This is a genomic window from Megasphaera hexanoica (genome assembly GCF_043520715.1).
In the GTDB taxonomy this organism is placed as follows: domain Bacteria; phylum Bacillota; class Negativicutes; order Veillonellales; family Megasphaeraceae; genus Megasphaera; species Megasphaera hexanoica.
In genome coordinates this window covers 1,334,854-1,354,305 of record NZ_CP171361.1, presented here as the reverse complement: position 1 = coordinate 1,354,305, position 19,452 = coordinate 1,334,854, and the positions used below count along the sequence as shown (strand labels likewise).

General features: G+C 51.2%; 21 protein-coding genes and 1 riboswitch. Of the genes, 3 read left to right on the top strand and 18 right to left on the bottom strand.

What is annotated here, in order from left to right:
* The first annotated feature begins 27 nt into the window (after positions 1 to 27).
* Positions 28 to 888 carry a DMT family transporter gene (locus ACGTIC_RS06605; protein ID WP_113856184.1) on the top strand — a complete coding sequence of 287 codons (861 nt, stop codon included), beginning with the start codon at positions 28 to 30 and terminating at the stop codon, positions 886 to 888.
* On the opposite strand, the gene ACGTIC_RS06600 is transcribed toward ACGTIC_RS06605, so the two are convergent.
* From ACGTIC_RS06600 to ACGTIC_RS06550, 11 genes are all read right to left on the bottom strand, one after another.
* Positions 868 to 2,067 (bottom strand): MFS transporter, encoded by a 1,200-nt coding sequence (locus tag ACGTIC_RS06600; protein ID WP_257536537.1) that lies wholly within the window; start codon positions 2,065 to 2,067, stop codon positions 868 to 870. The genes ACGTIC_RS06605 and ACGTIC_RS06600 overlap by 21 nt on opposite strands.
* A gap of 98 nt (positions 2,068 to 2,165) precedes the next feature.
* Positions 2,166 to 3,047: an NAD(P)/FAD-dependent oxidoreductase gene (locus tag ACGTIC_RS06595; protein WP_059077301.1), complete on the bottom strand. Its 882-nt coding sequence runs from the start codon at positions 3,045 to 3,047 to the stop codon at positions 2,166 to 2,168.
* 9 nt (positions 3,048 to 3,056) lie between these two features.
* Positions 3,057 to 4,244 (bottom strand): pyridoxal phosphate-dependent aminotransferase, encoded by a 1,188-nt coding sequence (locus ACGTIC_RS06590; RefSeq protein WP_075582180.1) that lies wholly within the window; start codon positions 4,242 to 4,244, stop codon positions 3,057 to 3,059.
* Positions 4,245 to 4,403: 159 nt separating this feature from the next.
* Positions 4,404 to 4,952: a phosphodiesterase gene (gene yfcE, locus ACGTIC_RS06585; RefSeq protein WP_113856185.1), complete on the bottom strand. Its 549-nt coding sequence runs from the start codon at positions 4,950 to 4,952 to the stop codon at positions 4,404 to 4,406.
* Positions 4,953 to 4,964: 12 nt separating this feature from the next.
* Positions 4,965 to 5,534, bottom strand: a complete 570-nt coding sequence (locus ACGTIC_RS06580) for a TlpA disulfide reductase family protein (protein WP_059077303.1) — start codon at positions 5,532 to 5,534, stop codon at positions 4,965 to 4,967.
* A gap of 350 nt (positions 5,535 to 5,884) precedes the next feature.
* Positions 5,885 to 6,133 (bottom strand): hypothetical protein, encoded by a 249-nt coding sequence (locus tag ACGTIC_RS06575; RefSeq protein WP_113856186.1) that lies wholly within the window; start codon positions 6,131 to 6,133, stop codon positions 5,885 to 5,887.
* Positions 6,133 to 6,573 carry an HD domain-containing protein gene (locus tag ACGTIC_RS06570; RefSeq protein ID WP_070807783.1) on the bottom strand — a complete coding sequence of 147 codons (441 nt, stop codon included), beginning with the start codon at positions 6,571 to 6,573 and terminating at the stop codon, positions 6,133 to 6,135. Before ACGTIC_RS06570 ends, ACGTIC_RS06575 begins: the two co-directional genes overlap by 1 nt.
* A 268-nt stretch (positions 6,574 to 6,841) precedes the next feature.
* Complete coding sequence (locus tag ACGTIC_RS06565; protein WP_113856187.1) at positions 6,842 to 7,105, bottom strand: hypothetical protein; 264 nt, start codon at positions 7,103 to 7,105, stop codon at positions 6,842 to 6,844.
* A gap of 42 nt (positions 7,106 to 7,147) precedes the next feature.
* Positions 7,148 to 7,552, bottom strand: coding sequence for an HI0074 family nucleotidyltransferase substrate-binding subunit (locus ACGTIC_RS06560; protein ID WP_075582171.1), 405 nt, complete (start codon positions 7,550 to 7,552; stop codon positions 7,148 to 7,150).
* A complete protein-coding gene (locus ACGTIC_RS06555) occupies positions 7,539 to 7,850 on the bottom strand; it encodes a nucleotidyltransferase family protein (protein ID WP_113856188.1) in 312 nt (103 codons plus the stop codon). Before ACGTIC_RS06555 ends, ACGTIC_RS06560 begins: the two co-directional genes overlap by 14 nt.
* 311 nt (positions 7,851 to 8,161) lie before the next feature.
* On the bottom strand, positions 8,162 to 9,337 hold the full coding sequence (locus tag ACGTIC_RS06550) for a phosphoribosylaminoimidazolecarboxamide formyltransferase (protein ID WP_113856189.1): 1,176 nt from the start codon (positions 9,335 to 9,337) through the stop codon (positions 8,162 to 8,164).
* Positions 9,338 to 9,384: 47 nt separating this feature from the next.
* A riboswitch (ZMP/ZTP riboswitch) is annotated at positions 9,385 to 9,464 on the bottom strand.
* A 195-nt stretch (positions 9,465 to 9,659) separates the two neighbouring features.
* Between ACGTIC_RS06550 and ACGTIC_RS06545 the strand changes: the two genes are divergently transcribed.
* A complete protein-coding gene (locus ACGTIC_RS06545; RefSeq protein WP_162816277.1) occupies positions 9,660 to 9,875 on the top strand; it encodes a hypothetical protein in 216 nt (71 codons plus the stop codon).
* A gap of 252 nt (positions 9,876 to 10,127) precedes the next feature.
* Entirely contained in the window at positions 10,128 to 10,844 is a 717-nt protein-coding gene (locus tag ACGTIC_RS06540) for a hypothetical protein (protein ID WP_113856190.1), read from the top strand.
* A 72-nt stretch (positions 10,845 to 10,916) separates the two neighbouring features.
* Here the strand turns inward: ACGTIC_RS06540 and ACGTIC_RS06535 are convergent, their stop codons facing one another.
* The 7 genes from ACGTIC_RS06535 to ACGTIC_RS06505 all read right to left on the bottom strand — a co-directional run bounded on the left by ACGTIC_RS06535 (position 10,917) and on the right by ACGTIC_RS06505 (position 19,050).
* A complete protein-coding gene (locus ACGTIC_RS06535; protein ID WP_113856191.1) occupies positions 10,917 to 11,819 on the bottom strand; it encodes an NAD(P)-binding domain-containing protein in 903 nt (300 codons plus the stop codon).
* 1 nt (position 11,820) lies between these two features.
* Positions 11,821 to 12,618 (bottom strand): ribonuclease HII, encoded by a 798-nt coding sequence (locus tag ACGTIC_RS06530; protein WP_113856192.1) that lies wholly within the window; start codon positions 12,616 to 12,618, stop codon positions 11,821 to 11,823.
* On the bottom strand, positions 12,618 to 13,484 hold the full coding sequence (gene ylqF / locus ACGTIC_RS06525) for a ribosome biogenesis GTPase YlqF (RefSeq protein WP_113856193.1): 867 nt from the start codon (positions 13,482 to 13,484) through the stop codon (positions 12,618 to 12,620). The genes ACGTIC_RS06530 and ylqF overlap by 1 nt, the downstream gene beginning before the upstream one ends.
* A gap of 154 nt (positions 13,485 to 13,638) precedes the next feature.
* Complete coding sequence (gene thrS / locus ACGTIC_RS06520) at positions 13,639 to 15,546, bottom strand: threonine--tRNA ligase (protein WP_113856194.1); 1,908 nt, start codon at positions 15,544 to 15,546, stop codon at positions 13,639 to 13,641.
* A gap of 437 nt (positions 15,547 to 15,983) precedes the next feature.
* Positions 15,984 to 16,991: an electron transfer flavoprotein subunit alpha/FixB family protein gene (locus tag ACGTIC_RS06515; protein WP_075582160.1), complete on the bottom strand. Its 1,008-nt coding sequence runs from the start codon at positions 16,989 to 16,991 to the stop codon at positions 15,984 to 15,986.
* A gap of 21 nt (positions 16,992 to 17,012) precedes the next feature.
* Positions 17,013 to 17,828 (bottom strand): electron transfer flavoprotein subunit beta/FixA family protein, encoded by an 816-nt coding sequence (locus ACGTIC_RS06510; protein WP_059077322.1) that lies wholly within the window; start codon positions 17,826 to 17,828, stop codon positions 17,013 to 17,015.
* A 70-nt stretch (positions 17,829 to 17,898) separates the two neighbouring features.
* Complete coding sequence (locus tag ACGTIC_RS06505; protein ID WP_059077323.1) at positions 17,899 to 19,050, bottom strand: acyl-CoA dehydrogenase; 1,152 nt, start codon at positions 19,048 to 19,050, stop codon at positions 17,899 to 17,901.
* Between the last annotated feature and the right edge of the window lie 402 nt (positions 19,051 to 19,452).

Genomic DNA, 19,452 nt, shown 5'->3' with positions numbered 1-19,452 from the left:
ACAACACGGGTATAATAGGAGGATACAATGAAAGACTCATATATCAAATTCATTCTGGCAACGGTCATCTTCGGCACCAACGGCATCATTGCCAGTCATATTCCCTTATCAAGTTATGAAATCGTACTGTGCCGTACGGTCCTGGGCGGGACCTTCCTGCTCATCCTGGCCCTCTGCCGCCGGCAGTGGCACGTACTCTTTACGGCGCCGCGCCGTTCCCTCGTCTGGCTGGTACTGTCGGGCATATTCCTGGCCGGGAACTGGCTTTTCCTGTACGAAGCCTACCAGCAGATCGGCGTCAGCCTGGCCACACTCATCTGCTATTTCGGCCCCGTCCTCATCATGATTCTGTCACGGTTCGTCTTTCACGAACCGTTCACCCTGCCCAAAGTGGCCGGCATGATCATCGTCACCGGCGGCATGATCTGCATCAATGGCGCCGATTTTCAGGCCAACGGCCTCTCATGGGGACTCGTGTGTGGCCTGCTGTGCGCCCTGTGCTTTGCCCTGCTCATCGTCGCCATGAAAAAAACAGCCGGCATAAGCGGGATCATATCTCCTGCCTGCCAGCTGCTCGTCGCCTCCCTTGTCGTAGGCCTCGTGACCTGTACCATGTCCTCCGGCCCGGCCGCACTGGACGGCACGGCCATCGCCTGCATTCTCTGCCTGGGCATCGTCAATACGGGTATCGGCTACTCTCTCTATTTCTCCGGTATTCAAAACCTGTCTGCCCAGACCGTCTCCATCTGCGGCTACATCGAACCCCTGACGGCCCTGGCCCTGTCGGGACTGCTCCTCGGCGAAGTCCTGACAGCCGTGCAGTGGCTGGGGGCCGTCCTCGTCCTGGGCGGCGTAGCCCTGTCCGAGTTATGGCACCGGAGAGCCTGATGGCGGCGTGCGCCGGTCCGTCATTTGGCCGCTTTTCCATGCCCAGAGCGTAAAGGCAATGTACAGCCCCATGACGGCCAGGACGCCATAGAAGATAGCCACGTATCCCACATGGCCGGCCAGGGTCCCCAGGAGGACAATGCCCAGGCATGTTCCCAGGTCCATGGTGTTGTAATAGGTCGCACTGGCATTGCTGCGCCGCGCCGGAGCCACCACATTAAACAGCCAGGTCATGATGGCCGGCATGAGAAGTCCGGCACCCAGGCCATAGAAAACCGAACCACACAGCAGATAGATTGGTGAATGAGCCGTACAGATCATGAAAATGGCCACACTGTACAGGAGTACGCCGGGAAACATGACGGAAAACGGGCCGTGACGGTCATAGACTTTGCCGCCAACTATCCGGGAGAGAAACACGAATAACGTGCCAGACACAAAGAACAGGCCGGCATAGGCGATGTGCGCTTCTTCCGCCATGAGCGGCAGATACGTATTGACCGACGCATTGACGAAGCCAAAGAGGAAGGAAATAACGCCCGGCACGGCCGTCCCTTCTTCAAAGAAATGATGCAGAAGGGAAATCCGTTCCTTCTTCACCTGCCCTGCCGGCCGTTCCGGAACCCGTGCCAGCAGGAACAGGGTCATGGACACGATACAGGCCGCCGAAGCCAGGGCAAACAATATCTGCGGCGGAAATGCCGAGAAGACCGCCACCCCGACAGCCGGTGCCGAGCCCATGGAAATCGTGTTGCCCAGACCGAAATACCCGACGCCTTCCCCGCGGTGCTCCGGCGGTATGACCTCGACGGCCAGGGCCGCCGCGAACGTCGTAGACAGCCCAAAGCCAAATCCATGGAGGATACGGGCCGTCAGGAGTCCGCCGAATGTCGGGAACAGCCCGTATCCCGCCGTGGCGACGAGGGACGTCAAAAGTCCCAGGAAGAGACAGCGTTTCTTCCCCAGTCTGCCTACGAGGGCGTCCGTAAACAGCCGCACAACGATGGCCGACAGGGCGAAGATACCGGCAATGATGCCGATTTCACCGCCGCTGGACCCGATGGAAGCGGCGTACATGGCAATGGTCGGGACGAGCATATGAAAATTGACAAACAACAAGCCGTTCCCTACTGTAATAAGAATAAAATTCCCGTTCCAAATGCGATTCTGCTGATTCACTATATTCACCTGATAGCATAAAATATTTCACTACGTTTTAAATAATCTATAAAGGGAAAGGAGCTGCCGCAGTGAGGACAGCTCCTTTTTAGGCCCTATTATTGCGAAATGCCTTTTTGTTTGCGCACATAGGCAGCTGCGCTGATACCGGCCTGGGCTCCTTCGTACACGGCCTTGGCAATCTGCAGCAGACCACCTGTGGCATCGCCGGCGGCGAACAGGCCTGGAACGGCCGTCGCCATGTGTTCATCGACGAGGATATGCGAGCCCGAAAGGGGCGCCCCGATTTTACGGGCCAGGTCCGCACTTCCTGCCACACCACTGGCGACAAATACACCGGCCGCTTCAATCTGGCTGCCATCCGCCAGACGGACTGCCGATACGCGGTCCGTACCTTCTACGGCCTCTACGGGCTGGGTGCATACAGCCAGCCCTTCCGGTACACCGGCAGGCGCATCGCTGCCATTAGTGCAAAGTGTGACCGAAGAGGCAACAGGCAGCAGCACCTGCGCTTCGTGCAGGGCGTATTCTCCGCCGCCGAGGACGACGACGGGCTTTTTCCGGTAGAAAAAGGCATCGCAGATAGCACAGTAGCTGACACCCTTTCCTTCCAGCTCACGGAGCCCCGGGATGGGAAGACTCTGACGGGCCGCACCAGTCGCCAGGATAATGCTGCGCGTTTCGATTTTCTCCGTCGTCGTTTCCACGACAAAATGAGTCAGCGTATCATCCATGCCAATCCAGACGACTTCCGCTTCCTTGAAAAGGACGCCGAGGCGCCGTGCCCCGGCTATCCCCCGGCTGGCCAGCTCAGCTCCGCTGACCGGTTCGGGAAATCCGTAATAATTTTCAATGAGCTCCGCCTTTTCCAGGGCACCCGTGCCTTTGGACAGCACCTCTACGGACAGCCCTGCCCGCCGGGCATAGAGCGAAGCCGAAACGCCGGCCGGGCCGGAGCCAATAATGATGACATCAGTCATAATTACCTCCTATTTGTACAATGCCAGCAACTTTTTGAATGCCGGCAGGCTACGGCGGATCATATCGGCATCGACGCAGTAGGAAATGCGGGCATATCCCGGGCAGGCAAACTCATCAGCTGCCACCAGGAGGATATTAAATTTCTTGGCATTTTCCATGAACTGCAGCGAATTTCCATCAGGCGCTTTTACGAACAAATAAAACGCTCCCGACGGATAAACACAGTCGTAGCCCATCTTCGTCAGATTATCATAGATAAGATGACGGTTCTTGTCGTACTCACTGATGTCCGCCGTCGCCCCGCGTACGGCCGCAATGACCCGCTGGTACGTACTGGGCGCGCAGACATAGCCATACATGCGGGCCGTCCCCAGGATGGCCGTCATGAGATATGCATGATCGTCCACCGTCGGCGGCACGAGGATATAGCCGATCCGTTCACCGGGCAGGCTCAGGGACTTGCTGTACGAATAGGTCACGATCGTATTGTCATAATAATGCGGCAGATAGAGAATGGGGAGATTGTCGTAGACGATTTCCCGGTACGGTTCATCGGAAATAAGGAAAATAGGATGACCGATTTCTGCCGACTTCTCCTTCAAAAGGGCCGCCAGCCTGCGGATCGTATCTTCCGAATAGACTGTCCCCGACGGATTATTAGGCGAATTGACGATAATCGCCCGCGTATGCGGCGTAATAGCCTTTGCCACCCCTTCGATGGACAACTGGAAATGCTCCGTATCGGGCGGAACGACGACGCATTTGGATCCGATAGGTTCGATGAAGATGCGGTATTCCGGATAGAACGGCGCAATGACGATGAACTCATCGCTCGTATCTTCCTGCAGGGCCCGGATGATGACCGCCAGGGAAGCCGAAGACCCGACGGTGAGATGGAAATTGTCCGGTCCGACGCCGGCATCATAAGTTTCATTCATATAATCGGCCAGATACTGGCGTACTTCCAGCAGGCCCCGGGCATTGGTATAACTGTGGATTTCCCGGCTCGTCTTATGATCGAGCATGTCGATGATGGCTTCCTTGACGCAATCCGGTGCGGGAATCGACGGATTTCCCAGACTGAAATCATAAATATGTTCCCAGCCGATTTTCGCCGCCTGGGCCTGTCCATATTCGAATAATTCACTAAACTTGGAGCGCACGGCCCCCAATTCATACATTTTTTTATCTGCCATCGTATATCCCCCTCCGGTTCTGCCATGGCGGCAGCCCCTCTCACTGAATATCGCAAATCATGTAATCAGACAAATTACAAAGCACAAATGATATTGTACCATGTTTTACACCGCATTTCTATCCTTTACGGCAGAGCAATGTGCCAATTTTCCCCGCTTTCACAACGTCAGCCGGTGGAACACCGTACCATCCATCTCTTTCCAGATCACGTCCCGGCCGGAAAGGACCAGGTACGAATGAGGGCTGTCTTCCTTGGGAAGAGCGGCCGAACCGGGATTCAGGTACAATACGCCTCCGTCCAGCTCCTCCCAGGCCGGCACGTGCGTGTGGCCATGAAGGAGGACATCGCCCGGGGAAAGGGACGGCAGGTGGTCCTTGTGGAACACATGGCCATGAGTGGCAAAAATCATCCGATCCTCTATCAGGAGCAGGCACGAATCAGACAGGATGGGAAAGGGCAGTACCATCTGATCGACATCGGCATCACAATTTCCCCGTACAGAAGAAACGGGGACCGTAAGACCGGACAACATGGCTATGACCGCCCTGGGATCGTACTCCCGGGGAAGGTCGTTGCGCGGCCCATGATACAAAATATCACCCAGGAGCAGCAGCCGTCCGGCCCGTTCCCGTTCCACCGCTTCCATCAGCAGCCGGCAATAGTAAGCCGAACCATGAATATCTGAAGCTATCACTATATTCGTCACAGTACATCCTCCTCATTTCAGGCTCCGGGCCAGCGAATACGCCAGCTGCTTCCGGTCCAGACTGCCCGCATGCTTGTCTAAGATCGTCCCGCCGCGGCCAATCATGAACCACTGGGGCACTTCATATACATTATATATACCGGCCGTTTCCATACTGGCAAAATACAAGGGCATATCGTACGGCCAGGCAGACTCAATCTGCTGCCGCGCCGCCTCTCCCCGGTCCAGGCAGACGACGACAAAATACACCTCCCGGCCCTGCTCCCGGTACATCTCATCCAGGACAGGCAGCTCTTTTGCAGCCATATCGCTCCAGCTCATCCAGAAATACAGGAATACGGGCTTCTTATTATATAGCGACTGGATCGACACGGAATGACCGGCCTGGTCGGTCAGGGACACATTGTGGGCCAGCACCTCCGTCTGCGAGCGGGATACCGCTTCGGCCTCCTTGATTTCCTCCTTCGTCAGGACATGGGGATACGGCTCCGGCAGATACCCGATGGTCAGGCCAATGCAAAGCAACGTCAGCAGCACAACAACTTTCTTCCTGAGTGGCAGTTTCCTCCACATGTCTTTCATATCATTTCCTCCATGCCCATAACATAACATATTATGTAAATAATTGTACCATAGTAAGGCCAGAGAAAGAAGTGGAATTGGCAAGCGGAAAGGGCCGTAGGTCGGGAAGGACCGTTTGTCGTAGTTCGTGGGTCGTTCGTCGTAGGGGGAAGAGCCTCAGATAGCGGCTGGTAGCTGGCGTTCAGTGGTACGGACGCAAACAAGCACCTGCAATTTCTCACAGATGCTTGTTTTAGTAAAACTTTACTACGTAAAACTTTACTACATTTAACTTTACTACATTTATTAATATTCTTTAGGCTGTTTATTTTCTGATCGGTAGAATCTCTGAACCGTTAACCGGTATACCTCTACTTATCGATCAGGTACTCGTCCATATCATTAAAAAAGCCTTCCCTGATCATCTTCTGAACCCTGGGAGTTTTAAATACTTCTTCAATAGGGGTATCCCATTCACCCGAATTACGTACCCTGTAATCACATATTCTAGCTAGTAATTCTCTTTGAGCATCTTCAGGAAAACGTTTCCAGGTATCGTCTTCATACCACGTTTCCAATGACTCTATATCAGCGTTTTTTATATCTTCTACATTCATCATCAGACCGCATCCCCTGTCAGAATTGCATAGGCTTTCTTATATTTTTCTACCCGTTTCAAATCCTTGTCTGTCACTTTCGGCAGACGCGATAAATCCATATTATTTCTTAAATCTGCTTTTTTTACAGCAATGGCCAGTGCGTTCCCGGATTTTTTTACTCCCCGCACATAGTCCAGATACGGGACCGCATCATCATGGGTCAAAAGAGAAACGGCATCAGCTATCTCTTTTCCGAATAAGGAAAAAAGAGTTTCCTTCGTCATCTCCGTATCCTCTAACGTGTCATGTAACATGCCGACTACAGCATAGTCTTCTCCCAGAGGCAATACCGCGTTAGAAACAGACGTTAAATGGCACATATAAGTTTTCCCCGCCTTATCAGTCATATCAGCATGATATTTTTCAGCTACTTCAACGGCTAAAGAAAGTTTCTTTCCCACTTCTACCAATCCTCTTTTCCTAATTCACATACCGTAGGGAAATCTTCAAATTCCCCTGTTTCCCAGTTATAGTATCTGTCAATAAAGTAATCCGAAGCTCTGACAATCGCTATGATACCAGATGGACCCCGTTTCTATTCATTATAACATATTCGTCCCCTTACGGGGATGAAGGTAATGTACAGCACCCCTTACGAAGCCTGTATTTATGCAGGTCTACGAGGCGGTTTGCGGGGCGGATTCTGATTTTCTTGATTTTATAGCATTTTCAGTGATACTCATCTTCACAATCGCAGCTATCCCGCATGGTTGTCACAGCGGGGCGGATTTTCCATTTTTCCTGAAAATTCGTTTTTATTATACCACATCCAGCTTCAAAAGGGTACGCCGCTTTTCCTTCATACAGTATCCCCGCAAGCACCACTCCCTCTGCTGCATGCAACTTAGTTGATAGTTCAACTAAGTTGCATGCAAACTCTTGTGCAAGGCTGATTTTTCCAGCTTCATAAAAAATACCCACAAAGCTCGCCATAATGAGCTTCGTGGGCATGTCAGCAGTACCAGAGTTCTGATATTAAAGGCCTGGAAGTATGTCTCCGTATTGTTCATCAATGTGTTTTTTTAGATTCTGGAAAGCAGGAATATATACTTGGATAATCTTCGTTACCAGGCGCTTAGCCGCTTTACCATCATAAAGATGTGTCATGTCATTTCGATCTCTGAGCATCACCAGGAAAATGTCCGGATCGACAAAATCATAGACGGCGTACGCTTCCTTAATGATTTCCCGCGGTGAACCACTATGAGCTGCGTTACGGCCTTCGTATTTCAATAATTCCTTTAATAATTTCCACGTCAATTCAAATTGCAGGGAGAATTTGTTGATAATGCCGCTGAGTATAAATTCGTTATCTAAATCTTCCTTTCCGGCACTGGCCAGTACGGCCAGATTGGAACAAAAATTTTCATATTTTTTCATAAAGCGTGACACCTTCTTTCTGAATCATAGTCCGAAATTCTGGTTCCAATGGATTATCCAGATTAATGATATCAAATTTCAATAATGTCCATGTGTTTTCCTCCACATCCAGGCAGAATTGTGTGAAATCCCCCCCAGAGACAGCAAGGTCTATGTCACTGGCACGTCCATAATCTCCCCGTGACCGGGACCCAAAAAGAATAACTTTTTGCACTTCCCATTTGCTGGCAATGGTACCTATTTCTTTTATTAATTCTTCACTGAGTCCTGTTTTCTGTATATCCATTGTATCTATCATATACATCACCTGAAATATGTTTGTATAAAACGGTATATATCCGTATCTCATTGCCTCATAAATGCGATATAGTCATTTCTGTATAATAGATATATTTATTATATCATTACGGATTTCTCTACTCAACACTAAGAAACACTGCGTTAGTGTCAGCTTTTTATCAGTGAAATGCTCCATTTTTTACTACCCATCCCGGCCCTGCAGCTTTTTCTTTAAACTTGAAACTATCCCTTTCCCGCATGCAAAAAAACTCACGGCTGGAAGCGTTTCCAGTCGTGAGTTCTGTGTCGATGTTACATAGATGATATATATTAGTGATGGAACAGGCGCAGGTGGGTCATGTCCATGGCTATGCCGTATTTGTCGCAGGTTTCGATGACGTTGTCGTCACGGATGGAGCCGCCGGCCTGGGCGATGTAGTCTACACCGCTACGATGGGCCCGTTCGATGTTGTCGCCAAAGGGGAAGAAGGCGTCGCTGCCCAGGGCTACACCGTGGAGCTGGGCAATCCAGGCTTTCTTTTCTTCCCGTGTGAGCGGTTCCGGTTTTTCCGTAAACAGATCCTGCCAGATGCCGTCGGCCAGGACGTCTTCGTAGTCATCGGAAATGTAGACGTCGATGGCATTGTCCCGGTTCGGACGGCGCACGTCGTCGCGGAAGGGCAGGGCCAGGACTTTCGGGTTCTGGCGGAGCCACCAGATGTCCGCTTTGTTGCCGGCCAGGCGGGTGCAGTGTACACGGGACTGCTGTCCGGCACCGACGCCGATGGTCATGCCGTCTTTGACGTAGCAGACGGAGTTAGACTGGGTGTATTTCAACGTGATGAGGGCAATCATGAGGTCGCGGATTGCCGAAGCGGGGAGATTCTTGTTTTTCGTCGGGATTTCCTTGAAGAGATCTGCCGTAATTTTGGCGTTGTTCCGTTCCTGTTCGAAGGTGACGCCGTATACTTCTTTCGATTCGATAGGAGCCGGCGTATAATCGCTATGCATCTGGAGGACGCAGTATTTCCCTTTTTTCTTTGTCTTGAGCAGTTCCAGTGCTTCGTCGGTGTATCCCGGGGCAATGACGCCGTCCGATACTTCCCGTTTGAGGAGGGTTGCCGTTTCGACGTCACAGACGTCGGACAGGGCGACGAAATCGCCGTAGGAGCTCATGCGGTCGGCACCACGGGCACAGGCATAGGCCGAGGCCAGCGGGGACAGGGCCAAGTCATCGACCCAGTAGATTTTCTTCAGGGTATCGCTCATGTCCGTCGCTACGGCTGCACCGGCGGGGCTGACGTGTTTGAAAGAAGCTGCTGCCGCAAGGCCCGTCGCTTCCTTCAGTTCTTTGACCAGCTGGTAGCTGTTGAACGCATCGAGCAGGTTGATATAGCCGGGGCGGCCATTTAAGACATCAAAAGGAAGGTCGCTGCCGTCTTTCATATACACTCTGGCCGAAGCCTGATTGGGATTGCAGCCGTATTTTAATTGCAGTTCTTTCATCGTTATTACCTCCGTACGCAGATAAAAAAAATACCGACACTTCCGGGAACCTTCGCCCAGACGGTCGGCTATATCGAATCATGCTCCCCGTGGTATGCTCCACTTTCCGTCAGTCACATGTTTCACGTCTATTATACAAGGGGAATCGCGGCACTGTCAATCATCTTGCCGGGAATCGATAGAAAAATCTGACCGGTTCCTTGCTTCTTTATAAAAATCATGTAAAATTCCCTCTTTGGCACTTTTAAAATAAAAAATGCTTATAAAGCCTGTTGTAGTAGACTTCGTGTCACTTTTTCCCGGTTGCATGTGTCGAACTCGCGTGAACATCAATCAGGACATCTTAAAAAAAGAATGGAATTTTCGGAAATTAAAGTACTGCACCTACATTCCTGAAAAAGCGGATCATATGCCAGGCCGTGAATCCACCTTGACAGGCGGATGGATGCGACTAGTAGAAAACGGCGGCTATCAGCATATTATGCAGCTTTATACCAAAGTCTTTTTCTCATCCCTAAAAATGCCTACACCCTCCTGACACTATCACTATACCTGAATTTTTTATTGTTCTGGTGATTTCTGCTACAATAGTTTTCATAGAAGACCCTGATAATAATGAAATCGGTGCAATGACCTATCATTATTATCAGGGCCTTCTTTCTGGCAAGTCTCACTTAGAACTATGTTACACTATCCCGGGAATCGATAGAAAAATCTGGCCAGTTCTTTGCTTCTTTGTAAAAATCATGTAAAATAGATACAGTTCTTTTTTTGGGATGGGGGTACCACTATGTATGACAGGGAAATGGAAAAAGCTGCCCGTATGGCCATGGATAAACAGCCGAAGAAGCGGGTTCTGTCTTTTACCTATCAGGATGCATCGTATTTTATCAAGCGCAGCCTGTCCAACGGGCGCAACCGCTTTGCCAAGCAGAACGCGCACACGGCCTATCTGACGGAGGTCTATAAAATCGGACTGGTGAACAGCCGGATTCCTCTGGCGCCGGCCATCGTCCTCCTGGGTCCCGATTATTTCGTCATGAAAGCCAGCGGCCGGCCGCTGCAGCGCATCGTAAAGGAATATCCGCAGGACGCGGCCGAAGCCTATCACAAGGCAGGAGTGGCCCTGGCCCAGCTCCATTCATACGGACTGCATCATGGCCGGCCCGCCCTGCGCGATATTGCATGGAATCCCGCTACCCGTTCGATTACCTTTCTCGACTGGGAAAATGAAATGAAATTCTTCCATATCGATGGCCGCGTCCTCGATCTGTTTTTATTCATCCACAGCTATTTCCGCGAAGAGTGGCCCGAAAACAATCTGCTGGATCAGGCTATAGAGGGGTATCGCTCTGTTCCGGGCTGGGAAGCGCGGCTGAGTGAACTCCAGCACTTCATCACAGGCCACGGCATCGTCTTTGGCATCTGCCGGCACCTGATAAAGACCGGCTGGATCGACGTCGTGTCGGTCAGCAAGGCTGAAGCGTATATACGGGGGCTTTCCTGAGTGTTACGGAAAAGGGACTGGATAAGAACGCATATTTCACAGAAGTATGCTGTCATGCCCAGTCCCTTTTTCTTATTCTTTTGTCTGTACGGTTATACCGGCCAGTTTTTCATAGAAGGTCACCATGCAGCTGTTGTCTTCCCGGCCGCGGCCTTCCTGCATGAGGCTCTGGGTAATCTGCTGTACGATTGGTGCCAGCAGCAGGGGGACGTCCAGTTCCTGTGCCGTTTCCATGACGTGATTGATATCTTTCATCTGACTTTCCAGGAATCCGCCGGGAGCAAAATCGCGGCCATAGATACGGGCTGCTTTTTGTTCCAGTATGGCACTGCCAGCCAGACCACCCCGCACAGCTTCATACACTTTCTTAGGATCCGCACCGGCTTTCTGGGCCAGCACCAGGGCTTCGGAGACGGCAGCGATATTGATGAAACACATGATCTGATTGCACAGTTTCGTCACCGATCCGGCCCCGTTAGGTCCTGTTACGACGGCCGATGAGCCCATGGCCAGAAAGACGTCCCGGACCCCTTCTGCCACCGTTTCGTCGCCGCCGATCATGAAAGCCAGCGTGCCGGCTATGGCACCGGGTTCGCCACCACTTACGGGTGCATCGAGGAAGGGACAGCCGGCTTTTTGTGCCAGGGCGGCAAATTCCTGCGATTCGACTGGAGCCACCGAGCTGGAGTCGATGAGGACCGTACCGGGGCGGATGCCGGCCAGTACGCCGTCTGGACCGGTGAGGACATCTTTTACAATGCGCCCGCTGGGGAGCATGGTGATGACCACATCCTGATTCCGGGCCGTTTCCCTGCCCGTCAGTGCCGTGTGGACCCCTTGCTGTTTTAGTTCCGCTATGGCTTTCTGGTTGCCGTGTCCATTGTCTATGATTGTGACATCCATTCCTGCCTTGCACAGGTTGCAGACCATGGGGACACCCATGATGCCCAGTCCGATAAATCCGATTCGTTTCATATCATTCATCTCCTCTGTGAAAGTGAGTCATCGTCCGTATGGGTTCAAAACTACGCCGGTGAATCGGGCAGGGCCCGTAGGTTTCGATGGCCTCTTTGTGTAGTCTGGTCAGATAGCCTTTGTGCACGGCAAAACCGTATTCCGGGTAAGTCTTATCGTACTGTTCCATGAGCCGGTCCCGGGTCACTTTGGCAATGATCGATGCCGCCGCAATAGACGCGCTGAGGGCATCGCCGTGGACCAGGGACTGATGGGTCACCGTAAGGGCCGGCAGAGGCATGGCATCGACCAGGACGGCTTCTGCCGGGACGGACAGGGTCCGGACGGCATCGTACATGCCCTGTTGGGTCGCGTGATAGATATCGAGGTCATCAATTTCCTTTTCCGATTTGGCAATACACGAGACGGCGACGGCTTCGGCCATGATTTTGTCGTAGAGCCGTTCCCGCTTTGCCGGCGGTACTTTTTTGCTGTCGTTCAGGCCGGGACATTCCCAGAAGGGAGGCAGGATGACGGCGGCGATCATGACGGGCCCTGCGACGGGGCCCCGCCCGGCTTCGTCGATACCTGCCACGTGATAAATATTTTCATTATAAAATCTGGTTTCGTACGTATACAGGGAAAGGAGCCGTTCCCGTTCCTTTTCTTCCCGCACCATGCGGCGCATGAAGGCGGCGGCTTCTTTTTGTACGGACACGCGGGCGTCTTCCTTCATGGCCTGCAGGAGAGCCGGGATGTCGGTCTGCCCGTCTTCCAGCATGGCTTTCAGCTGTGCCAGTTTATATGCAGCCGTATCCATTACGCATCCTCCCCGCTGAGTTCTTCTACCCTGTCGAGAGAAATGGCGCCGATGCGTCCTTCACGGAACTCTTTCAATATGAGTTTGTACGTTTTTTCCATATCGACGGTGCCCCCCGATACGATACAGCCCCGTTTGCGCCCGATGGTTTCGACCGTAGCAAGCGGAGCCTCGTCCAGTGCATCGAGCTTGAACCGGCTCTTCAGTTCTTCCGGATACCACTGGCCCAGTTCCCGGATCAGTTCGGAAATGACCGTTTCCATGTCAAAGACCGTGTCGGAAATGGCCCCCGTCGCGGCCAGCCGGCAGGCATAAGTCTGATTTTCCAATTTCGGCCAGAGGACGCCCGGCGTATCGAGCAGTTCCAGCTTGTCTCCCAGATGGACCCATTGCTTGCCCTTGGTTTCGCCGGGTTTATCGGCCGCCTTGGCCACGTTCCGGTGTGCCAGGGTATTGATCAGCGTCGATTTGCCTACGTTGGGAATACCCAGAATCATGGTACGGACGGACCGGGTCTTGAGTCCTCTCATCTTCCACCGTTCCAGCTTGGGAGCTGCCAGCTGGCGCACTTTGCTGAGGAGCTGCTTGACGCTGCGGCTGTCTTTGCTGTTGAGAGCCAGGACGAGGCGGCCCTGCTGTTTATAATAAGCCAGCCATTCTGCCACGCAGTCCGGGTCGGCCAGATCGGCTTTATTCAGGACGACCAGGGACGGCTTCTGCCCGATGAGCTTTGCAATCATGGGATTGGTACTGCTCATGGGAATCCGGGCATCGACCAGTTCGATGACGACATCGATGACCTTCAGATTGTCTTCGATGAGCCGGCGGGCCTTGGCCATATGGCCGGGAAACCAGTTGATAATCATATATACTACCACCTTTCTATCTTCTATTCTACTGGATTCGGCAAAAACCGTCAAACACCTATCCAAAGATGGTCCGTGCTCTGCCTGATAATCGAAAAAACAGGACCCGCGTGGAGCGGATCCTGTTTTTGTCTATTCTATGCCGTTGTATCGATCAGCCTTTACGGGTTGCCGTTAATTCCTGTACATGGGCAATGAAGTCGTCTACCGGCTGTGCACCGATATCACCTTTGGCGCGGTCGCGGATGGAGAGGGTATTGTTTTCCATTTCCTTATCGCCGATGACAGCCATGTAGGGAACTTTTTCCATCTGGGCCTTGCGGATCTTGTAGCCAATTTTTTCATTGCTTTCGTCTACTTCTACGCGGATACCCATCTTCTTGAATTTCTTGCGCAGTTCTTTGGCATAGGCCAGATGTTTGTCCGAAATGGGCAGGAATTTGACCTGTACCGGAGCCAGCCATACGGGGAAGGCACCGTTGTAGTTTTCAATGAGGATGCCCAGGAAACGTTCGACTGAACCGAAGACGGTACGGTGAACCATGACCGGACGATGTTTCTGGCCATCTTCGCCGATGTAAGTCATGTCGAATCGTTCCGGCATGAGCATATCCAGCTGGATAGTACCGCACTGCCAGGTACGGCCGATGGAGTCTTTGACATGGAAGTCCAGTTTCGGGCCGTAGAATGCGCCGTCACCTTCGTTAATCTGGAAGGGAACGCCTTTTTCTTCGATGACTTCACGCAGCGTCTTCGTAGCCAGATCCCAGATTTCATCAGAGCCCATGGAATCTTCCGGACGGGTGGACAGTTCTACGTGATAATCGAGGCCAAAAATCTTGTAAGCTTTATCAATGAGATCCATGACGCCGGAAATTTCCTGTTTCATCTGGCTCGGCAGCATGAAGATGTGGGCATCATCCTGCGTGAAGCAGCGGACGCGGAACAGGCCGTGGAGGGCACCGTGGAGTTCGTGACGATGGACGAGGCCCAGTTCAGCCATCCGCATGGGGAAATCACGGTAGCTGTGGACGTTGCTCTTGTAGACGAGGATGCCACCCGGGCAGTTCATCGGTTTGATGGCGTACGGTTCATCATCAATAGTGGTGAAATACATGTTTTCCCGGTAATGATCCCAGTGACCAGACTGTTCCCAGAGATGACGGCTCAGGATGGTCGGCGTACTGATTTCGTCGTATTCGGCTTCATCATGGAGTTCGTACCAGAGTTTGAGCAGTGTCTTGCGAAGGACCATGCCTTTGGCGTGGAAGAACGGGAAGCCCGGGCCTTCTTCGTGGAAACTGAACAAGTCGAGCTGTTTGCCCAGTTTACGATGATCACGCTTTTCGGCTTCTTCCAGCATGTGGAGGTAATCATCGAGGTCAGATTTCTTTTCAAAAGCCGTACCGTAAATACGCTGGAGCATCTTGTTGTGTTCGTCACCGCGCCAGTAGGCACCGGCAACGGTCTGCAGCTTGAAGGCCTTAACAGCGCCCGTAGAAGCTGTATGGGGGCCGGCACAGAGATCGACGAAATCGCCCTGGCGGTAGAGGGAAATTTCAGCGTCTTCCGGCAGGTCCTGGATCAGTTCTACTTTATAATCCTGACCGGCTTCTTTAAAGAGTTTCAGCGCATCTTCACGGGATACGACTTCTTTCGTAAGAGGCAAGTTTTCTTTGACGATCTTGGCCATTTCGGCTTCGATTGCCGGGAAATCTTCCTGTGTGAAGCGGTGTTCTGTATCGAGGTCATAGTAAAAGCCGTTTTCAATGGACGGGCCAATAGCGAATTTTACGCCCGGGAAGAGATGCTGGATAGCCTGGGCCATGACATGGGATGCTGTATGGCGAAGGGTATCTTTGCCAGCCTGATCGTCAAAGGTGAGGAATTCAACAGTCGAACCGTCGGTAATCGGTTCACGCAGGTCTGTTACTTCTCCATTTACCTTTGCGACTAATACTTTTTTTGCCAGGCTGTTGCTAAGCTGTTTGACGGCTTCGGCAAGAGAAATGCCATCGGCAAATACTTTCTTGCTACCATCTTTCAAAATTAATTCTGCCATAAAAAACATCCTCCTTTGTAATACAAAAGCTCCCGTCCTCAAGGGACGAGAGCTTGCTCACGTGGTTCCACCCTAGTTCAGCAGACAATACCTGCTGTACTCGAACGCGGTAACGGTGCGACCGGACATCCATACTCTATTCCGGATGCCAGTTCCAAGGCGGTAACGAAGTCGTGTCTTATGGGGTACTCTCACCACCGTACCCTTCTCTGGTATAAAACGAACAACCAGTCATGTCCTTGTCAAAACTGTTTTCTTATCACTAGGTATGCGTAAATTATACGACCGCCTTTGCAGCTTGTCAAGGGGGAATAGGGTTTGAAGTTTGATGTTTTGGGTTTGATGTTTGGGGTTTGATGTTATTGCCTCAGACAGAAAAAAGGACTGTGCATGACAGCCTTTGCTTTCATGCTACAGTCCTTTACCTATCTCAGCTATTAGCCTTTGATTTTTTTGATAGCAGCAGTCAGGAGCGGAACGATCTTGAATGCGTCGCCTACGATACCATAATCGCAAACTTTGAAGATAGGAGCATCTTCATCTTTGTTGATGGCGATAACGCAGTCAGAACCACTCATGCCAGCGAGATGCTGGATAGCGCCGGAAATACCGCAGGCAATGTAGATTTTCGGACCTACCGTCTTACCTGTCTGGCCTACCTGATGGAGAGCATCGATCCAGCCAGCGTCAACAGCAGCACGGGAAGCGCCTACAGCACCGCCGAGAACGTCAGCGAGGTCTTTCAGCATGCCAGTGAACGGTTCAGGACCATTCATGCCACGGCCGCCGGATACGATAACGTCAGCTTCTTCGATTTTGATGCCTTCGCCGCCCATTTTGATGAGTTCAACGAATTTGGTCATGAAATCAGCGTCGCTGAGGTTAGCAGTCTTTTCGATAACTTCACCTTTGGCATTAGGATCAGCTTCCGGTTTTTTGAATACGTTCGGGCGAACGGTACCCATCTGCGGGCGGTTGTCCGGGCAAATAATTTCAGCCATGATGTTGCCGCCGAGAGCCGGACGAGTCCAAACGATGGTCTTGCCGTCGTCGTCAACAGCCAGGCCCGTGCAGTCAGCCGTAAGGCCGGTCTGGAGGGAGTTGGCAATACGGGGGCCGAGGTCACGGCCGATGTTCGTAGCGCCTACGAGGAATACATTCGGTTTTTCTTCATGGAAGAAATCGCAAATGACTTTTGCATATGCCGTCGTGTTGTAGTTTTCCAGTTTCGGATCGTCATATACATATACTTTATGTGCACCGTGGGCAATCAGTTCCTGTGCCAGCGGTTTTACATCTTTACCAATCAAGATAGCGCCAACTTCGTCACCGATGGTGTCAGCCAAAACGCGGGCCTGACCCAACAGTTCGAAAGATACGTTGCGCAATTTGCCTTCGAATTGTTCAGCAATGACATAAATGCCTTTGTATTCTGCTAAATCCATTTTCACTTTTCCTCCTTAGAATTAAATGATTTTCTGAGCAGTCAGTTTTTCCATCAAGGTATCAACAGCTGCCTGGTCGTTGTCATCTTCAACAGGAATGATGAGGCCCTGTGTTCTCTGAGGCGGTGTGAAAATCTTACGAACTTTCGTCGGGGAGCCGCTCAGGCCGATTTTGGTTTCGTCAGCTTTAACGTCATCAGCGGAGAGTTCAGGAATTTCGCGACGTTTTGCTTTCATCGTGCCACGGATGGTCGGGAAGCGCGGTTCGTTCAATTCTTTAACAGCCGTAATCAGGACAGGGAAGTTAGCTTCCGTAATGATGTAGCCTTCTTCGTTCTGCTGTTTTACTTTTACGCATTTAGCTTCTTCGTTTACTTCGATAGCTGCTGCATAGGTAATCTGCGGGATGCCGAGTTCGCAGGCGATCTGCGGGCCGACCTGTGCCGTATCACCATCAATAGCCTGTTTGCCGCAAAGGATGATATCGAACTGTTCGATGCCTTTGAGTTCAGCTACTTTTTTAACAGCCTGAGCCAGGCAATAGCCTGTAGCCAGCGTATCGGAACCGCCGACTTTGCGGTCTGTGAGGAGGTATGCTTCATCAGCGCCCATAGCCAGACCTTCACGGAGAACGTCTTTAGCCTGCGGGGGCCCCATGGAGAGCAAAGTTACCTTTGCGCCCTGGTTATCTTTTAACTGAAGAGCAGCTTCCAAAGCGTTCTGGTCGAACGGATTGAAGATGTTCGGTACACCGGCACGAATGACGGTATGTTTTACGGGATCAATTTTTACTTCTGCTGTGTCCGGAACCTGTTTGACACATACCAATATTTCCATATTTCTGTTGCCTCCTAAAAATAATTTTTATGTCAACAGCGCTAATGGCTGCCTCATAAACAAGGATAGGTTATTTGAGCAGGAAGCCCGATGTAACCATGAGCTGTACTTCGTTGGTGCCTTCATAGATCTGCGTAATCTTGGCGTCGCGCATATGACGGGCAACGGGGTAATCTTCGGTGTAGCCATAGCCGCCAAAGATCTGGACAGCTTCTGTCGTAACTTCCATAGCGATATCGGAAGCCATTCTCTTGGCAATGGCAGCTTCCAGAGAGAAACGGCCGCCGGCCTGTTTGGCTTCGGCTGCTTTGTAAACCAGGAGACGGGCTGCTTCGATCTTCATCTTCATATCAGCCAGTTTGAAGGAAACGTTCTGGAATTTGCAGAGCGGACGACCGAACTGTACACGTTCTTTCGAATAGGCGACAGCGTCGTCAAGGGCAGATTCAGCGATGCCGAGAGCCTGGGCAGCGATGCCGATACGGCCGCCGTCGAGGGTCTGCATAGCGATGATGAAGCCTTTTCCTTCTTCACCGAGCAGGTTTTCTGCCGGAACTTTGACATCCTGGAAGATGAGTTCCATAGTCTGGGACGTATGGATGCCCAGTTTGTCTTCTTTCTTGCCAAAGGTGAAGCCTTCCCAGCCTTTTTCAACGATAAAGGCGGAAATGCCTTTCGTGCCTTTGGATTTATCCGTCATGGCAAATACGATGTACGTATCGGCCTTACCGCCGTTGGTGATGAAAATCTTGTTGCCGTTGAGGATGTAATGATCGCCATCCTTGACAGCCGTCGTCTGCTGCATAGCAGCGTCGGTGCCGGCACCCGGTTCGGTCAGGCAGAACGCACCGAGTTTTTCACCCGTTACGAGCGGTTCGAGATATTTTTTCTTCTGTTCTTCCGTACCATACTGCCAGATGGGGTTGGTACCGAGGGAAATGGAAGCGGAAACGGTTGCTGCCATACCGGCATCATATTTGGCAATTTCTTCCACGCAGAGGATATACGTCAGTACATCGCCGCCGTCATTGCCCATTCCACCGTATTCTTCAGGATAGTAAATACCGGCAATACCCATGTCCTGCATCAGAGCTTTTACATGTTCTTCGCCAAAATCACCTGCGTGATCGCGTTCGCCGATATCCGGTTTTATTTTCTTTTCACAATAATCATGGACGGTTTTAACGATGTCTTTCTGCAGATCATTCAATTTAAAATCCATACTGTTCCCACTCTCCTTAAACATCTATTACGTAAAAACTAAAAGGTCTTCTTTCCTGCCATTGATACTGCATAAATACAAAAATTTTACACTATCTATACGGAACGTCGCTTGCAACAAGGCAAACGTATCCGACCTGCAAGCTCTTACACTTGCATTGTACAACTTTTCACGTATTTAATCAATAGAAAAAGACGCTATTTATACAATGCATTTATTCCTTTTTTTCATGATTGAATAGTTATCATTGCAAACGATAGTTTACAAAATATTTATAAATGATTTATGAATACACGTTTGAATTATAAAGTAACATTTTTAAAGGCCATATATAGCTATATTGTATATCCGTACAAAAACGTATAGCCGTACCAGACTAGTGGTCCTGCCGATACAAATACA

What these genes read in the sequence shown, in the direction of transcription:
- ACGTIC_RS06605 (WP_113856184.1), top strand. Translation starts at nt 28, where the DNA reads ATGAAAGACTCATATATCAAATTCATTCTGGCAACGGTCATCTTCGGC.
- ACGTIC_RS06595 (WP_059077301.1), bottom strand. Translation starts at nt 3,047, where the DNA reads ATGACTGATGTCATCATTATTGGCTCCGGCCCGGCCGGCGTTTCGGCT.
- ACGTIC_RS06590 (WP_075582180.1), bottom strand. Translation starts at nt 4,244, where the DNA reads ATGGCAGATAAAAAAATGTATGAATTGGGGGCCGTGCGCTCCAAGTTT.
- ACGTIC_RS06580 (WP_059077303.1), bottom strand. Translation starts at nt 5,534, where the DNA reads ATGAAAGACATGTGGAGGAAACTGCCACTCAGGAAGAAAGTTGTTGTG.
- ACGTIC_RS06575 (WP_113856186.1), bottom strand. Translation starts at nt 6,133, where the DNA reads ATGATGAATGTAGAAGATATAAAAAACGCTGATATAGAGTCATTGGAA.
- ACGTIC_RS06565 (WP_113856187.1), bottom strand. Translation starts at nt 7,105, where the DNA reads ATGGCGAGCTTTGTGGGTATTTTTTATGAAGCTGGAAAAATCAGCCTT.
- ACGTIC_RS06560 (WP_075582171.1), bottom strand. Translation starts at nt 7,552, where the DNA reads ATGAAAAAATATGAAAATTTTTGTTCCAATCTGGCCGTACTGGCCAGT.
- ACGTIC_RS06555 (WP_113856188.1), bottom strand. Translation starts at nt 7,850, where the DNA reads ATGATAGATACAATGGATATACAGAAAACAGGACTCAGTGAAGAATTA.
- ACGTIC_RS06550 (WP_113856189.1), bottom strand. Translation starts at nt 9,337, where the DNA reads ATGAAAGAACTGCAATTAAAATACGGCTGCAATCCCAATCAGGCTTCG.
- ACGTIC_RS06540 (WP_113856190.1), top strand. Translation starts at nt 10,128, where the DNA reads ATGTATGACAGGGAAATGGAAAAAGCTGCCCGTATGGCCATGGATAAA.
- ACGTIC_RS06535 (WP_113856191.1), bottom strand. Translation starts at nt 11,819, where the DNA reads ATGAAACGAATCGGATTTATCGGACTGGGCATCATGGGTGTCCCCATG.
- ACGTIC_RS06530 (WP_113856192.1), bottom strand. Translation starts at nt 12,618, where the DNA reads ATGGATACGGCTGCATATAAACTGGCACAGCTGAAAGCCATGCTGGAA.
- ylqF (WP_113856193.1), bottom strand. Translation starts at nt 13,484, where the DNA reads ATGATTATCAACTGGTTTCCCGGCCATATGGCCAAGGCCCGCCGGCTC.
- thrS (WP_113856194.1), bottom strand. Translation starts at nt 15,546, where the DNA reads ATGGCAGAATTAATTTTGAAAGATGGTAGCAAGAAAGTATTTGCCGAT.
- ACGTIC_RS06515 (WP_075582160.1), bottom strand. Translation starts at nt 16,991, where the DNA reads ATGGATTTAGCAGAATACAAAGGCATTTATGTCATTGCTGAACAATTC.
- ACGTIC_RS06510 (WP_059077322.1), bottom strand. Translation starts at nt 17,828, where the DNA reads ATGGAAATATTGGTATGTGTCAAACAGGTTCCGGACACAGCAGAAGTA.
- ACGTIC_RS06505 (WP_059077323.1), bottom strand. Translation starts at nt 19,050, where the DNA reads ATGGATTTTAAATTGAATGATCTGCAGAAAGACATCGTTAAAACCGTC.